The sequence below is a fragment of the Aestuariibacter sp. GS-14 genome, assembly GCF_006494365.1.
Classification (GTDB): Bacteria; Pseudomonadota; Gammaproteobacteria; order Enterobacterales; family Alteromonadaceae; genus Alteromonas; species Alteromonas mangrovi.
In genome coordinates this window covers 132,970-150,328 of the sequence record NZ_VHIP01000002.1, presented here as the reverse complement: position 1 = coordinate 150,328, position 17,359 = coordinate 132,970, and the positions used below count along the sequence as shown (strand labels likewise).

Sequence of the window (17,359 nt, the reverse complement as noted above, 5' to 3'; positions counted from 1 at the left end):
GTGGCCCGGCAATGATTAAAAGACCAACGGGGCCAGCCACATGGCAATGGCAGTTACCAGCACAATACTTACAATGTTAAGTGCAAATCCGGCTCGCGCCATCTGCGCAATACTTATATACCCCGACGAAAACACAATGGCATTTGGCGGGGTAGCCACCGGCAGCATGAAAGCACAACTAGCCGCCAGGGTGACGGGTAAAATGAGCGTCATGGGCGCGCCGCCCATTTCTAACGCTATCACCGCTACCACCGGCAGAAACGTGGCGGCGGTTGCCAGATTACTGGTTAATTCGGTAAGGAAAATAACCAGTGTGGTCGCCGCCAGAACCAGGAATAACATGCCAAAGGCATCCATATTTACAAGCCCTTCGCCCAACCATTGCGCTAAACCACTCCCCGACACCGCAGCCGCTAAACTCAAACCGCCACCAAACAAGACTAAAATGCCCCAGGGTATGGATTTCATGTCATCCCACTCAAGCAAGCTGCCCTGTTTTGCACCGGTTCTGCCATTCCCCACCACAAACAGCAGTACTGCTGCAGTCATTGCGATACCGGTATCAGAAAGACCATCCAGCGATAACCAGTTAGCAAGCAGGGGTCTTGTCATCCATGCAACCGCCACACACAAAAACAGTATGCCGACACGCCATTCTTCCTTGCGAATTGGCCCCAGCGCTTTACGCTGCCGAGTCAATTCGACTCTTGCTGACTCCGGAGTGGTAAAATCTACCGGATAAATCCAACGGGTCAGTAATAGCCAGGCTAGCGGCAGCAGGGTTACGCTTAAGGGAATACCAATCAACATCCACTTGGCGAAGTCCAGTTGCACATTGTAATTGTCGTTCATGAAACCCACTAAAAAAGCATTAGGAGGGGTCCCCACTAACGTAGACATACCGCCAATAGTGGCGGCATAGGCGATGCCCAATAACAACGACAGCTGGAAGTGCTTTTGCTGAACCGGGGAAAAATGCGATGTCTCATCATCCAGCGTAGACAAAATAGACAGCGCTATCGGCAACAGCATCATGGTGGTAGACGTGTTAGTCATCCACATGCTTAAAATGGCACTGACTATCATAAAGCCCAGCACTATCGAGCGCGCAGAACTGCTCACGTAACTCAATATAAAATAGGCTATACGCTTGTGCAGATTGGCTTTTTGCAGCGCTAGCGCTAGCATAAAACCACCCAAAAACAAATAGATGGTAGGATTGGCATACGGTGCCGATGCAGCCTTAATATTCAAAATGCCAAGCTGAGGAAACAACACCAGTGGCAGCAGCGCGGTTACCGCCACATGCACTGCCTCAGTCGACCACCATATCGCCATCCAAATGCCTACGGCGGCGGTTAGCCAGGCAATGGTGCTCAGCGATTCAGGGGCAGGCATTAACCACACTAATAAAAATGCCAGCGGCCCGGCAATCAGACCAAACAGTTGATGAGGTGCGCGGTGGGTATTCTTTTCCACCGCCTGCGCGGCATCCATGGAAGCAGTCTTACTCACGGCATTCTACTCCTTTGCCTTGGGCATGGCATTGCCCAGCAAATATTTGTAGGCGTAAGGCACCAGTTCGCCACTGTTATGCCCCACGCCTCGCACCACTTCTAATTGCCAGCCGTGTTGAACGTTACGCTCTATAGCGGTATTCATTGCAAAGGCATAAAACGCAAGTCCACGGGTATATACACTACGCCCCTGAGCGTTAGCTGCGGGGCTGTTGCTGATCGCTTTAGTGCGAGGACCTAAATCCTGATCACCCAATATGATGGTAAGCGGCTGAGTTAACCAAGTATCGATATCCCCTGCTTGATACGGACTGTTTGCCAGGCCAAATGGGTATGGTGCACTCTCGTCAGGAAACGTAAAAAACGCGGGGTTTGCTGCCACTGCGCGCGATACCGGAGCATCGGGTTTCGCCAGCATATAAGTATGTACAAAACCACCACCAGCAGAATGCCCGTAAAGTGCAAACGTAGTCTGATGAGAGCCAAACCGCTGTGTAAAGTCGGCGAATATTTTTTCAGGCACACTGTAAAACTGCACTGATTCAGGACGAGGACCACCTAACGGGGTTACGACGCCGCCAAGGTTGTACTGATATTCGTCCTCGCATACCTGCATACTGCAGCCAATTGCCAGCACAATAAAGGTGTGTTGTTGTGCAAGCGATAACCACTGATCGCGATACGAGTCGGCATTGCGACGCGCGCCAGGCACCACAATGAGAACTGGCGTATCGGGCGTGGCAGCAGACGGTACAATGTATTCAACGGTTAATTCACCACCTGCCCATTTGTTATAGACATAACGCCCTACTTCGTGTTCTTGCCAGGGTTGCGAAGCCGTTGACGCACACGCAGTTTGAGACAGTGCCAGTACAGCAAGCCAAAGGGCCAGAGAAAATTGTTTAAGCATAGTCATCTTCATTCAGAGGGGCGGCAGAGTGCCGCCCAGGGTTAAGAAAAATTAGAAACTGGCGCTGACATCCATATAGAAATAGCGGCCATAATCCTGGTGGGCATCTTCGTAGAAACCAAAGCTGGTTGCTGCCAACGGAGCCCGCTCATCAGTGAGATTTTTAATGCCCAACCTGAAACGGGTGTCCGCAGACGCGATCTGCGTTTTATAATCAAACGTGGCATCAAACGTCGTCATAGCCGGAATGTTATACCGGGTGCCATCGTCAAGTGTTAGCTCACTCTGATAGAAACTGCCGATACGATATCCCGACAAGGTGGCACCGAATACCTCGCCGCGCCACATAAAGCGCAGACTGTGTTTTTCTTTCTGGTTGCCATTACGACGCACCAAATCAGCAAAACCCATTACCGGATAATTGGCGGGTAACACGCCGCTTTCCTGTGCCTCTACCAATGTGAGTGACAGGCCACCGGCCTCTTGTTCGAATTTATCCAGGAATGAACCGTTGTAGTCAATCTTAAAACGTCCGTAATCGGTTTTTATCGAGTAGTAAATGCCCAAATCATGTCCACTAACGGTGCGCTTGTCTAAATTTGCATAACGGTCGTCAATGTAGTTAATTTGACCCGCTGCGCAGATACCCGCCGCTTCGTAATATGCGGCTTCGTCAGGGTCAATTTCTCCTCGATTTACGCTACTGTTAAAGGTGGCACTGCCACAGTTTGCTGTGCCTTGCTCAAGTCGGGAAAGCAAATCCAGTAAAGAGTGATTTTCCTCGCCAAGCAAACCAATGGTGTTTTCTTTTTCGATGCTCCAGTAATCCAGCGTAATTGCCAGTCCATCCAGTGGCTCAACGACGATACCAATTGAAGTATTGTCGGATTCTTCCGGCTTAAGCTCTTCACTGCCCTGGGCAATACGTTGTAGCGAGTAGTTACATTCCAGAACGTCCTGCCCCGGATCTCCGCCATTTTCAGCGGCATATAAACACGCGTAATCGGTGCGGGTCTGTGTACGGGCAACGATCTCCTCATTAATAGTAACCAGGTTTGGGGCGCGGAATGCTTGCGACCAGGAGCCACGCACTAATACTGGTTCAATGGGACGATAACCAAATGCGACTTTACCAACGGTAGTGTCACCCACATCGGAGAAATTTTCATAGCGCGCCGCAACCTGCAGATCGAGGTTGTCTAGTACGGGAATCTGTAATTCTGCAAACAGCGAGGCTACAGAGCGACTTCCGGCGTTGTCGGGGGTTGGGCTTGAATTCACGACATCAGAAACAAACGGATAGGTGTCACCTTCCTCATCAATAAACTGAATAGTGCCGTCCAGACGCGGATCGCGATCATCTTTAAAGGATTCGTGGCGGTATTCCACCCCAGAAACAAATCCCACTACACCATGGGGTAGTTCAAAAATGTCCGGATTTGAAAATTTCACATCAAAGGTCTTCAGCTCAGACTCACTTTTGCGATAAACATCAATCAGCGCGCGTTCTATATTTGAGTTTACCCCGGCAGAAAACGGGTTATAGGCATTTTCTGTCGTATCGTTTAGCGCTTCCTGCATAAGCGTATTAGACACCCGGTTATGGGTAACATCATCCTTTACGTCCTTCGACCATGACACCGCTGTTTCCCAATCCCACTCTCCCCAATAACCACGCAGTCCTTGTAAAACGCGGAAGGTTTCGCCACTGTTGTCAACAATACGCGGATATTCGGCGAAGCGATAATTGTCGAGTGTGAGCGCTAAGCCCTCACAAGGCACTCCCGCCGCTACAGCTGCGTTATCCAATCGGTTAGGTGAACCACATGGTCCAAAGGGGTTGTAGTAGTTATCGGCGGCTACCACCAGCTTGGAAGAGGAGAACGACGACGTAGGATGACGGCGCAGATTTGTATTGGATTTATAAGCCATCAACTCAGTGAAGGCTTCCCAGCCATTTTCAAGCGTGTGATTGATGTTTATGAAAACATTGGTACGGTCGAGCGCCGAAGCGACATCGCGATCCTGATTCATATTGAATGGCACAGTGCCCTGCCCATCAGGCGCAGCACACAAGCCATTTCCCAGCTCCCAGGCACAGCGAGGGTCGCCGCTTGGATAGGTTTCAAACTCACCCGACCCATCAACTAAGCCCTCGGTGCGCAGTGCATTGCCGGATGTAACCCTGTCAACAATATCAAACTGCCCATACAGTGAGTTGGCACTAGTGCTGTCAAATTCAGGATGCCCATACCAGGGAGAATCAGGCGATAATCGATCGGTTAGGTCGGCATTGGTCCAACGCGGATCATCCTGAGAGTTTACCCGATCACGCTGGTAGTAGTTCGCAATCACGCCTACATTGGTTTTGCCGCCATTAAAGGTTTTACCCCAATGTAGCGATAAAGTTTGGTCGTTGCGCGGCAAATGTTCAAACTCCTGCCATTTAACCCGAATGTCAAAGCCTTCAAAATTGGTTGGTGTTACCGTGTTGACCACACCGGCAACCGCATCAGCACCGTAGATCGCAGATGCACCGTCGCGTAATACTTCTACGCGTTTAGCGCCATAAACGGGAATAATTTGCGAATTCACCGTGTTCACCGGTACAAAACTCCCGCCAACTTCTTCAGTTTGATAAGCGGCCGAGTTAACCATTCTGCGCCCGTTAATCAGCACAAGGGTATTCCCCGTACCGATATTCCGCAGGTTAAATGCCCCGACGTCGCCGCGTGCGGCATTCACGCCGCCACTGATGTTGCCCGCTTCGTTAAAAAAGTTCTGACCATTCTCGGGAATCAGTTGCAGCAATTCGTCACCGGAATCTACGCCCATCGCAGCAATGTCTTCTGCGTTTAATTGTGATACGGCCAGTGCTTCGCTGATTTGTGCGCCTTTAATTTGCGAACCAACCACGGCAATTTTTTCAATGTCAGATTCGGCTGGTGGCTGCGACTGAGCCAGACTGTAGGGTGACAGCGATGCAGCAACAGCCATAACGCACACAGGCGAGAGACGTTGACGCGAGTGGCGAATAACCTGGGTAATTTTATTAATCATTGTTATACCTTTCGAGAGTAAAATGTGTCCTCAGTACGCAAATGTCTGGCGAATCATTCGCTCACACCGACATTTACATCATCGCAACAATTGCAAAGACCTTGCCAGCCACCAAAATTATTTATATATCATTTAATAATCATATGGTTGCGAATAATCAGTAGAAATCAAACACTACAAAAACTTAACAAATGGGCGGGAAATCACACGTAAAATAAATGTAAATGGGTGGAATTCCACCCATTTTTATGGCGGGGAATACTAAGGCAGTTTGAAGTCGTCTTTTACCAAGCCGTATTTTCGCATTTTGTCGTACAGCGTTTTTCTGGGCAGGCCTAATTGTTGTTGAACTTCCGTTAATCGTCCATCGTGCTCGCGAAGTGCAGACTCAAGTACATCCCGCTCATAACGAGCAACGCGTTCTGCCAGGGTTAACTCACTGTCAGTCTCTGCATTGGACGGATCATCAAACACGGTTTGTCCGCCCATCAGTACAAAACGTTCAGCCGCGTTGCGCAACTCGCGGATATTACCTGGCCAGTTATGCTGTTGCAGGCGGATCAATTGCTCATTGGTAAGTCGGGGAGCATCGGTATTAAATCGCGAACTGGCCAGTGCGGCGTAATGCTGGAACAACAACGAGATATCCTCTTTACGCTCGCGTAGTGGCGGAATTTCCACGTTAATCACATTGAGGCGATAGTAAAGATCCTCGCGAAACTCGCCTTTTTCCACCAGTTCTAACAAGTCAATTTTGGCGGCAGCTATAACCCGAATATCCAAATCAACATGGCGATTGCTGCCCAAGGGTTCAATGCGCCGGTCTTCCAGTACCCGCAATAACTTAATTTGCAGGGCCATCGGCATACTTTCAATTTCATCAAGAAAAAAGGTTCCACCATTGGCGTGCTCTATTTTCCCCACCCGCTTTTTTTGCGCACTGGTGAACGCACCGGCTTCAAAGCCAAACAGTTCACTTTCGATCATGGTTTCAGGAATTGCACCACAGTTTATGGCCACAAAATTTTCATTCTTGCGATAGCTGTTGTAATGCAAAAAACGCGCAACCAGATCTTTGCCCGAACCCGTTTCGCCCTTGATCAATACATCGGCGGGAATATCTTTAATTTGCATAAGCAAGCGGCGCAGCGCTTTAATCTTGTGGGTATTACCCAGCAAGCGAGGCCCTGCCCCGGTTTGTGCATCGAGTTCGTTTTTGAGTTCACGGTTCTCAAGCACTAACGCACGTTTTTCACCCGCGCGTTTTATCACGTCCAACAGCATTTCGTTGGAAAACGGCTTTTCAATAAAATCGTAAGCGCCCAGTCGCATAGATTCTACCGCGGTAGAAATATCCCCATGGCCGGTTAACATCACAATGGAAAACTCATTATCAAGCTTTAATGCTTCGCGCAGAAACGCTACGCCGTCCATCCCCGGCATATTGATGTCAGACAGGATGACACCCGGCCAGTCGCGATCAAGTTTTTTCATGGCATCACGGGCGTCACTGAACACCTCGGTGTGGTAGCCTTCCATGTTGAGCAACTGCTTTAGTGCCTGCAAAATAGTAGGCTCGTCGTCGATAATATAAATCGGAATGCTCATGTCACTTTCTCTGTATTGATTGGCAGGGTTAACGTAAACACTGCTCCTTGCTCCGGGTGATTACTGGCCTGAATATCGCCATCAAACGATGCCATGATCCGCTGTGAAATGGTCAGGCCCAGTCCAAGCCCCCGGCCTTTTGTGGTGAAAAATGGTTCAAACACGCGATTTAGTTGTTCTTCGTTAAAGCCAGGGCCAAAATCTCTAACCGTTAAATGCAGCACAGGCCCGTTTTCCTGAACGGTTACGTGAATCTGCGGGTTCGGTTGGTCGTCCTGAGCTTGCAGGGCATTATTCAGAATATTTACCAGTACCTGCTCTAAAGGCACAGCTTCAGCTATCACCTGAAGAGACTGGTCAAACGCTTCAACCTGCACCACTGCATGCATTTTGTTAATTTTTGATTCAAGAATGGAAAGCGATGCGTCAATGGTATCAGCCAGACGCACAGGTCCGGTTTTACCTGCCGACTTTCGTGCAAACAGCTTGTATTGCGCCACAATGGTGGCCATTTTATGGATCAGCTTGATGATTTCGTCGGTTGTTTCGCCAAACGACTCCGTTTTACCTTTGTTGATCATCAGACGCAACGTTTCACTATAAGTACGAAGCGCAGTGAGCGGCTGATTGAGTTCGTGGTTGATACTGGCCGACATTTCGCCCAACAACGCCAGCTTACCAGCCTGAATCAGTTCGTTTTGGGTTTCTTTTAAGCGCAGCTCAGTTTTCCTCTGCTTTTCAATGATGTCCACCAGAGTGCTGTTAGTTTGTTGCAACTGTGCGGTGCGTTGCTCTACCCTATGCTCCAATTGCTCGTTTACGGCTGCCAACTGACGCTGGGCAATAATATTTCGCCGCCATGACATACTCAGCAGCGCAATCAGTACAAAGAGCACACTCGCGCCAATAAGTATCCAGCCCATTAACACATATGCCTGATTAATGGGTGTAAGCACGATAAGGTGCCAGCCAACCTGAGACATGGTTTTATCGGCAATCAAATAAGTACGCTTTTGGGCGTTGTATTGTAAGGATAGCGTGTCTTGCTCAAGTAACTGGTCCAGCGAATCTTGCTGAGTCAGCAACGGAATGGGCCCGGTTCCGTATTGCTTCTGGTGAATAATCTCTGCTCTTACAGTCTCAGGTAAGGTAACCAACGAACTGTAGTTCCAGTCACTATGAGAGCTGTAAAACACGGCTCCGTGGTCGTCGGTTACCATTAATTCAGACTCAGCACTGGCGCGATAATCTTCAATGACCGACAACGCCACTTTTACTACTAATGCACCAATAATGCGCTGCTCACTCCTTACCGGAAAAGAGAAGTAGTACCCGCGTTTTCCCGATACCGTACCCAACGCAAAATAGCTTCCTTCCTGCCCACTGAGGGCCTGCTGAAAGTAAGGCCGGAAACCATAGTCGTTTCCTACAAAGCTATCGGGCTGCTCCCAATTACTGGACGCCAGTGTTAATCCGGTTGCAGATAACAGATATACCGCATCACTGGTCAGTGACTGGTTGTATGTGTGCAACAAATAGTTAACGCGTTGCACATTCTGTGGATCAGGGGTGTTCAGCACCTCAACGATCGCAGGGTGTAACACCAGTACTCTTGGCAGGGTGCGGTATTTGTCGAGTTCAATATCCAGTTTGCTGGCTACGTCCTGAATATCCTGCTCTGCGCGGGCCTTCACCGTTTCGATTACCTGAGTGTACGCCAGCAGCCCGACGGCCATCAGGTAACATACAAACAGAATGGTTGTGATAACGCGGAACATAGGCCTCCTTTGGACAGGCAGCCTTTATATACCGTTAACAAAAAGAACACAAATACCAGTTTTACTCGGTTGACACTTCAACCCTCCGGGCACTTGTGTATGTTCAGGCATAAAAAAACGCCTGCAAGTTCACTTGCAGGCGTTTTTTTGAAGGACTTAATGAATTACTGGCGACGCCAGGTAGTGCCCTGAGCACCATCTTCCAGCACAATGCCCATTGCGGTTAGTTTGTCTCTGGCCGCGTCGGCTGCGCCCCAGTCTTTGGCTGCTCGCGCATCGTTTCGCGCTTTGATCAATGCTTCAATCTCCGCAGCATCATCATCACCACCCGATTGCAGGAAGGCTTCCGGATCACGTTGCAAAAAGCCCAAAATACCGCCTATCCCCTTCAAAACAGCAGCCAACTTGCCGGCTTCTTCGGCGTTGTCTTTTTGTTTGTTGAGATCGCGGGCCAGGTCGAATAACACTGAATACGCCTCAGGCACGTTCAGATCGTCATTCATCGCAGCTTCAAATCGCGCTAAATAACCACCGTAACTCAGGTCGGTAACACTATTCACATTCACACCACGCAAGGCGGTATACAAACGTTCTAATGCTGATTTGGCCTGATCGATGTTGTCCTGGGAATAACTCAACTGGCTGCGATAGTGCGCAGACATCAGGAAAAATCGCAGAATTTCAGCATCGTGCTCCGCCAGTACATCGCGTAACGTAAAGAAGTTACCCAAAGACTTGGACATCTTTTCGTCGTTAACCTGTACCATGCCGGTGTGCATCCAGGTGTTTACGTACGGCGTATCGAACGCGCAGCAGCTTTGTGCTACTTCGTTTTCGTGGTGAGGGAAAATCAAATCTGACCCGCCACCGTGAATATCAAAATGTTCGCCCAGATGCTTGTGATTCATTGCGCTACATTCTATATGCCAGCCAGGACGTCCCTCGCCCCATGGCGATGTCCAGCTTGGCTCGCCTGGTTTTGCTGTTTTCCACAACACAAAATCAAGCGGATCATCTTTGCCTTGAGCCACTTCTACCCGCGCACCCGCTTGTAGTTGTTCCAGGTTCTGACGGCTTAATTTGCCATAGTCGTTGTATTTACTTACATCAAACAGTACATCACCACTGTCGGCCTGATAGGCAAAACCCTTGTCTATTAAGCGCTGGATCACGTCGATGATCTCACTCATGTGGCCGGTAACCCGTGGCTCTGCATCAGGCACCAGCAGGTTTAATGCTGCAAAGTCCTCGTGCATCATACCAATAGTACGTTCGGTAAGTGCCTCGGCGGTTTCGTTATTGGCGTTGGCCCGGGCAATAATTTTGTCGTCAACATCGGTGATATTGCGTACGTACTTCACATCGAAATTCAGATGACGCAAGTAACGCACCAGCACATCAAAACTCAGATACGTACGGGCATGGCCCATGTGTGACAAGTCGTATACCGTTATGCCACACACATACAGCCCCACCTTCCCTTCTACCAGCGGCTGGAAGCGCTCTTTCTGTCGGGTTTTGGTGTTAAACAGCTGTAACATAACGATAGATTCCTTAGTAACCTTAAATTTGGTGCAGAAGTTTAGCACTGTCGGGTTTGAGTTGCTACGCTTTAACGGTACCGTGACATTTAAGGACTTTTAGCATTGCGTCAATTGGGCTACTATTGCTGCAACTGATTCAGTGACCCAACAATAAGGTTAATTACTATGGTGACATTAAAAACAAATTACGGCGATATAACCCTGGAACTGTTTGCCGATAAAGCACCTAACACTGTTGAAAACTTTTTGTCTTATGTAAAAGACGGCTTTTACGACGGTACTATTTTTCACCGCGTTATCGATGGTTTTATGATCCAGGGCGGCGGTATGACTGCCGACATGGAACAGAAAAGCACCAAAGCGCCCATTAAAAACGAGGCCAATAACGGCGTTGCCAATGCCGCAGGCACTATTGCCATGGCCCGTACCAATGATCCGCATTCTGCTACTGCTCAGTTTTTTATTAACGTAAAAAACAACGATTTTCTGAACTTCAGCAGCGAATCAATGAACGGCTGGGGATACTGCGTATTTGGTAAAGTATCCAGCGGTATGGATGTAGTTGAAAAAATCAAAAATGTAAGAACGGGCAACCACGGCTACCACCAGGACGTACCGGTTGAACCTGTTGTTATTGAAAACGCGGTCATCAGCGAATAAGATGCACGCCAATTGCATAGCGTAAGGGAGTCCTGTGGCTCCCTTTTTAATGCCAACAGACTGATATTACATGCCATTTACCTATTTCATTGCTGACATTCACTTAAGCGCAGAGCGCGAAGATATTACCCGGTGTTTACTGGAGTTTCTCGCTACTGATGCCGTACAGGCTGAAGCACTTTACGTGCTGGGTGATTTATTTGAGTTTTGGTTAGGTGATGACGATGTAACGCCCTTGTCAGAACAGATCGCAAGTGCATTTAATGCCCTGTCGCAGTCTATCCCTGTTTACTTTATCCATGGTAACCGCGACTTTGCAATCCGTCAGGGGTGGGCGAATAAAGCCGGCATAACGTTACTTCCGGAACAATACGTTATTGATTTATACGGTGAGCCAACGCTTCTCATGCATGGTGATGAATTGTGCACGCTGGATGTGGCCTACCAGAAGTTCCGCAAAAAGGCCCGTGGATGGTGGTGGCCCAGATTAGTTGGCGCTCTGCCCTTGTGGCTTAGACGAAAACTTGCCCAACGCGGCAGAAAAACCAGTCAGAAAAATCAGCAAAAACTCACCGCTGAAATCATGGATGTCACACAAGAAGAAGTGGTAAAAGCAATGGCGCACCACAAAGTCACCAGAATGATACACGGGCATACACATCGCCCAAACATTCACTCCCTGACCGTAAACAAAAAGCCCGCGCACCGCATTGTACTGGGCGACTGGTATACACAGGGCAGCGTATTACGCGTTAGCGCTGTTGACGTAAATTTAGAAAAACGACAGTTTGATTAAGTCCTTTTTGTAATAAAACTGCCAAGCTTTAGTAAGATTTCTGCCAATAAACCTTCATCTTGGTTTCAATTAACATTCATAAACCCCCTCTAGGATATCTGCACTCGGATGCCAAACCAATGTGCTGATTTTCAATCAGTTCTCTATAGGCATTTCCGACGAATCTCGTTTCAGCGGAAAAAACTGCTGCAACATATAAAAATGACAAGTCACTATTGGGAATATCACAATGAAACTGAACTGGAAACTCACTGCCAGTGCTGTTGCTATGGCTGTATCTTCAGGGCTACAAGCTGATGTTCTGCCCACTTACCAGGCAGAAAGTGCGTGGTTTACTGACGCGCAATCGAAAATCGAACACAAGCTCGAAGTAAACAATAAATTCAAAGCAAAGAACGTAATTTTGTTTGTAGGCGACGGTATGGGCGTGTCAACGCTTACTGCAGCGCGGATCCTGAAAGGCCAGAATGCCGGTAATGCCGGTGAAGAAGGTTATCTTAGCTTTGAAGAATTCCCTCACTCTGCGTTAGTAAAAACCTACAACGTTGATGCACAAACACCTGATTCTGCCGGCACCATGACAGCCATGATGTCAGGTTTAAAAACCGATGCTGGCGTAATTGGCGTAGACGAAGACATCGAGCGCGGTAACTGTGCCACGGTAGCAGGTAACGAAGTGGTTACCGCACTGGAGCTGGCCGAAATTAAAGGTCTGTCTACCGGAATCATTTCCACTGCACGTATAACTCACGCAACGCCCGCCGCTACTTATGCAAAATCTGCTGATCGCAACTGGGAAGATGATGGTGACATGCCAGAAGAAGCAATTGCAGCAGGTTGTACTGATATTGCCGACCAGTTAGTAAACTTTGAAAGCAATCTGGAAGCGCGTTACACCGGTATCGATGTAAACGGTATCGAAGTGGTATTTGGTGGCGGCCGCCGTTCGTTTTTACCGAAGGATGCAGCCTTTAACAGCCCGGACGCTGTGAGTTCAGTTGAAGGCGACCGTATGGATTCTCGCGACCTGACTGCTGAATGGCAATCCATGTATGAAAACGGCGTGTACATCTACGACCAGACTGGTTTTGATGCCATCGACACCGAAATCACAGAACGTGTATTTGGCTTGTTTAACGAATCTCACATGCAATATGAAGCAGACCGTGCCAACGATATCGCAGGCGAGCCTTCTGTTGCTGAAATGACAGAAAAAGCTATTGGCATTCTGGACAACAACGACAAAGGGTTTTTCCTGATGGTTGAATCTGGTCGTATTGACCATGGTCACCATGCGGGCAGTGCCTACAACGCACTAACTGACACACTGGCCTTCGAAGCAGCAGTGAAAGCGGCATACGACAACACCAACCCGGACGAAACGCTGATTTTGGTAACCGCTGACCACAGCCACGTATTTACCATTGCCGGTTATCCCAAACGCGGCAACCCGATTCTGGGCAAAGTGGTTAACGTAGGCTCTGATGTACCAGCCACTGCTGCTGATGACATGCCCTACACCACATTAGGCTATACCAATGGTTTAGGTCATCAGGATCTGGGCACAGAAACGGATGCAGATGCAGTGTATGCCTATGAAGCCAATGCGGGTCGTAAAGATTTAACTAACGTTGATACCACTGCTTCAGGCTATCACCAGGAAGCCTTGATTCCACTTGGTTCTGAAACCCACGCGGGTGAAGACATTTCTTTGCACGCTACTGGCCCAGGCAGTCAACTGGTGCAAGGTGTAGTTGAGCAAAGTGTCGTATTCCACCTGATTAATCAGGCTTTGGATCTGGTAGAAGAATAAGCGGAGTTATAACCATGAATGTATTTAAACTAAGTGTTGTTGCCGCTGCCGTAATCGGATTGAGCGCATGTTCTTTAGACGGCGATGATGGCAAAGACGGTGTAAATGGAACAAACGGTGCCAATGGTACCGACGGCGTAACCAGTCTGGTTGTGCAAACGGAATTAGCAGTTGGCGATGCAAACTGCCCGAATAGCGGTGTACAAATCGATTCAGGTTTAGACAGCGATAACGACGGCGCGTTATCCGATTCTGAAATCAGCTCAACCAGCTATGTGTGTGTGCCCGCAGCCTCATCAGTTGATTCATCAGAATTGCTAACCTCGTTAAACAACGACTGGTTTGTTGAAGCTGCAGCCGAAGTAGAAGCCAACAAAACAGTTTGGTTACAAGCAACTGGTGCGTTATCCACCAGTAGCATTAACAGTAATAACGTAGTGGTAACCAGCAAGGCGGACTTACAGCGCACAGTTACGTCTCTGCGCGGTCAGGCAAAGAACATCATTTTGTTCATTGGCGACGGCATGGGTGTATCTACCGTTACTGCAGCGCGTATTCTTGATGGTCAGATGAAAGGCCTGGACGGTGAAGAAAACCAGCTGAGCTTCGACAAATTCCCGTTTGCGGGATTGTCTAAAACCTACAACGTTGATGCACAAACACCTGATTCAGCCGGCACTATGACAGCCATGATGTCTGGTGTAAAAACGGACGTGGGTGTAATAGGGGTAAGTGAGGACATCGAGCGTGGCAATTGTTCTACTGTTGCCGGAAACGAACTGGTAACGGCCCTTGAACTTGCTGAGATCGCTGGCAAATCAACGGGTGTAATTGCCACTGCCCGTATCACTCACGCTACGCCAGCGGCGACGTATGCCAAATCAGCAGACCGCGACTGGGAAGACAATTCAGACATGCCAGCTGAAGCATTAGCCGCTGGCTGTAAAGATATTGCCGACCAGTTGGTGCACTTTGAAGCCAATCTGGAAGCGCGTTTTGACGGTGTTGACGTAGACGGTATCGAAGTGGTTATGGGTGGCGGACGTCGTCATTTCCTGCCCAAAGATGCCAGCTTTAACAGCCCGGATGCAGTGAGCTCGGTGGAAGGTGATCGCACAGATGGTCGTGATTTAACAGCGGAATGGTCTGCCATGTACACCACAGGTAATTATGTGTATGACCAGGCTGGCTTTGACGCCATCGATACAGAATCAACCAGTAAAGTGTTTGGTTTGTTCAACGAATCACACATGCAGTACGAAGCTGACCGCGCAAACGATATTGCCGGCGAACCTTCGTTAACCGAAATGACTGAAAAAGCCATTCAGGTATTAGATAACAACAGCAAGGGCTTCTTCCTGGTAGTTGAATCTGGCCGTATTGACCACGGTCATCACGCGGGCAGTGCCTATAACGCCCTTACCGACACTGTTGAACTGGCAAATGCAGTAGCGGCAGCGGATGCCATGACCAGCGACGATGACACCTTAATCATTGTTACCGCCGACCACAGCCACGTATTTACCATTGCCGGGTATCCAAAACGCGGTAACCCCATTCTGGGCAAAGTGGTTAATATTGGTTCGGATGAACCGGCAACGGCGGCCGACAACCAGCCTTACACCACACTGGGTTACACCAATGGACTGGGCTTCCGTGATTTAGGTGACGAAACTGACGCTGACGCGATTTATTCGTATGCCGCTAATACTGGCCGGATGGACCTGACTGACGTGGATACCACTGCATCAGGCTATCACCAGGAAGCACTGGTACCCATGGGTTCAGAAACCCACGCGGGAGAAGATGTAGGTATCTATGCGAAAGGTCCAGGGGCCTGGTTAGTAAATGGCACCAACGAACAAAGCGTGATCTTTCATGTGATGGATTACGCGGGTGACATCGTGAATAAAGCCGAACAAGCAATAGAATAATCTGTTGCGATAAATAACCGTTCGGGTTACCGATGGGTTACCGATAGGTTGCCGCCAAGCGGCAACCTATTTTGCGTCTTAAAAATCATCACACTTTGAATACCAATGAGAACATGATGTACAGAGCACTTCTTTTATCCATAAGTTTTTGTTTGAGCGCCCAACTGGCGCACGCCGAAAGCTGTGACGCCCAGGCTTCCACCCTGCATGCTGAATATACAATCCATACGCATTCAGCAAAAGGTGACAACACCAAACTGCTGAATTTATGGCGTCAGCAGAACATGGTTGCCCATGAATACCCACAAACCCGGATCACAGAAACCTGGGAACACATCCACAACCGCTTAATAAAGCCCACGCGCTATTTTGATGAACACCAACGTGCTATCGAGTATCAACCTGGAGAGTCGGTTCACGGTAAAACAGAAACCAGCTGGACGTATCGCAATCAGTTATTCAGTGACGAATTACTGGCAAGTATGACACCAGGTAACAAACAAGGTGATGACTGCCTGCAAACTCAAACGTACACACTCAACAAAAACGGTGCTGAATGGACCCTAATCTGGCTGCCTGAGTTGAGCATTGCGAAGTCTTTCTCGGTTGTATCGGGGTCTCAAACAATTGAATGGTCACTTACCACACTGCAGTTCGACCAGGCTCCTGTAGACGCTTTTTTTGCCCACCGCATGGCCTACCAAACTACGGATTTTGCCGACATAGGCGATGACCATACTGATCCCTTTTTAACCAAAATGGTACACCAGGGCTTTATCGAAAAAGGCGCATCCGGGTACTACAACGCCAAAGGTGAAGCCATAGGCGAAGGGCATCATCATTAACCACTGAGAGAGATCTCACCACACATTCATTCACCTGCTCACTTATTCATGAATGCAGACTGCAGATACGGCTGTCTGCATTCATATACTCAAACAATCCCTGTGGCCACTGGCAAGATGATGCATATGTGTTATATAACATGCATGTTAAATAAAAAGTAATGCGTACTGCATTGCGAATACCGTGCATCAAGGAAGGTGATAATGACGGTTTGGCTACTCTCTCAGGAAAACTTCATCTACGGATCGGTGCTACTTATCCTGCTTGTCATTTTATTTATCGAATGCGTTGGTTTTTTGTGTAAAACCGATGTATTTGGCCTGTTCGACCAAAGTCAGTTTGGTATTTTGTCGTTAAAGCGTTTATCACCCGAGCACTTATCATCGTACTGGTATTCAGTGACTGGCAGTGGTTGGCTGTTATTGTTCTTATTTCTGTTCAGCTTTCAGGGTCTTGCGATGCAATATGGAATGCGACAATTCTCTGACATCATCGTATCCGAATTCTGGATCTTTTCGGTTAGCAGTAGCGTAAGCGTGGCCATTGTTGCCGGCATCTTCCTGCGCTTTCAGTGGCTATTGCGCCGCGCATTGCAGGATTCATTTTCCGATCCGGCCGCAAACAATACCCAATACGCCTTAAGCGGTTTGATTGCCAGTATCATTTCAACGGCCTCGAATAGTGGTATTGGTGCTAACGCCGTGGTGGTAGATAACAATAACCATGAACACCTTTTGCACGTAAAACCCTTGGAATCTCTGGAACAATTTAAAGCCGGGGATCGGGTAGTACTGATTCACAAAGCAACAGATTGCTGGCTCGCATCAAGGTGTACCAGCAAAAGAGGGCTTGTTAACCAGGTATAAAAATTAAACTAATGGCTATTCGTAAAA

General features: G+C 48.5%; 12 protein-coding genes. 6 read left to right on the top strand and 6 right to left on the bottom strand.

Going from position 1 to position 17,359, the window contains the following annotated elements; genetic code table 11:
* Window positions 1-15: 15 nt before the first annotated feature.
* From FJ444_RS03800 to cysS, 6 genes are all read right to left on the bottom strand, one after another.
* Window positions 16-1,497, bottom strand: a complete 1,482-nt coding sequence (locus tag FJ444_RS03800; protein WP_140956976.1) for a DASS family sodium-coupled anion symporter — start codon at window positions 1,495-1,497, stop codon at window positions 16-18.
* A 24-nt stretch (window positions 1,498-1,521) separates the two neighbouring features.
* The gene (locus FJ444_RS03795; RefSeq protein ID WP_140956598.1) at window positions 1,522-2,427 is read right to left on the bottom strand and encodes an alpha/beta hydrolase; all 906 of its coding nucleotides are present in this window, start codon (window positions 2,425-2,427) and stop codon (window positions 1,522-1,524) included.
* 51 nt (window positions 2,428-2,478) lie between these two features.
* Window positions 2,479-5,487, bottom strand: a complete 3,009-nt coding sequence (locus tag FJ444_RS03790) for a TonB-dependent receptor domain-containing protein (protein ID WP_140956597.1) — start codon at window positions 5,485-5,487, stop codon at window positions 2,479-2,481.
* A 261-nt stretch (window positions 5,488-5,748) separates the two neighbouring features.
* Window positions 5,749-7,095 (bottom strand): sigma-54 dependent transcriptional regulator, encoded by a 1,347-nt coding sequence (locus FJ444_RS03785; RefSeq protein ID WP_140956596.1) that lies wholly within the window; start codon window positions 7,093-7,095, stop codon window positions 5,749-5,751.
* Window positions 7,092-8,873 (bottom strand): ATP-binding protein, encoded by a 1,782-nt coding sequence (locus tag FJ444_RS03780; protein ID WP_140956595.1) that lies wholly within the window; start codon window positions 8,871-8,873, stop codon window positions 7,092-7,094. Before FJ444_RS03780 ends, FJ444_RS03785 begins: the two co-directional genes overlap by 4 nt.
* A gap of 164 nt (window positions 8,874-9,037) precedes the next feature.
* Window positions 9,038-10,414, bottom strand: a complete 1,377-nt coding sequence (gene cysS / locus FJ444_RS03775) for a cysteine--tRNA ligase (RefSeq protein ID WP_140956594.1) — start codon at window positions 10,412-10,414, stop codon at window positions 9,038-9,040.
* Window positions 10,415-10,582: 168 nt separating this feature from the next.
* On the opposite strand from cysS, the gene FJ444_RS03770 reads away from it, so the two are divergent.
* From FJ444_RS03770 to FJ444_RS03745, 6 genes are all read left to right on the top strand, one after another.
* The gene (locus FJ444_RS03770) at window positions 10,583-11,077 is read left to right on the top strand and encodes a peptidylprolyl isomerase (protein ID WP_140956593.1); all 495 of its coding nucleotides are present in this window, start codon (window positions 10,583-10,585) and stop codon (window positions 11,075-11,077) included.
* Between the two features lie 70 nt (window positions 11,078-11,147).
* Window positions 11,148-11,873 carry a UDP-2,3-diacylglucosamine diphosphatase gene (gene lpxH, locus FJ444_RS03765; RefSeq protein ID WP_140956592.1) on the top strand — a complete coding sequence of 242 codons (726 nt, stop codon included), beginning with the start codon at window positions 11,148-11,150 and terminating at the stop codon, window positions 11,871-11,873.
* A gap of 229 nt (window positions 11,874-12,102) precedes the next feature.
* The gene (locus tag FJ444_RS03760) at window positions 12,103-13,686 is read left to right on the top strand and encodes an alkaline phosphatase (RefSeq protein ID WP_140956591.1); all 1,584 of its coding nucleotides are present in this window, start codon (window positions 12,103-12,105) and stop codon (window positions 13,684-13,686) included.
* Between the two features lie 14 nt (window positions 13,687-13,700).
* Complete coding sequence (locus tag FJ444_RS03755) at window positions 13,701-15,620, top strand: alkaline phosphatase (protein WP_140956590.1); 1,920 nt, start codon at window positions 13,701-13,703, stop codon at window positions 15,618-15,620.
* A 152-nt stretch (window positions 15,621-15,772) separates the two neighbouring features.
* Complete coding sequence (locus tag FJ444_RS03750; protein WP_140956589.1) at window positions 15,773-16,465, top strand: hypothetical protein; 693 nt, start codon at window positions 15,773-15,775, stop codon at window positions 16,463-16,465.
* Window positions 16,466-16,669: 204 nt separating this feature from the next.
* Window positions 16,670-17,332, top strand: coding sequence for an OB-fold-containig protein (locus FJ444_RS03745; RefSeq protein ID WP_140956588.1), 663 nt, complete (start codon window positions 16,670-16,672; stop codon window positions 17,330-17,332).
* Window positions 17,333-17,359 lie beyond the last annotated feature (27 nt).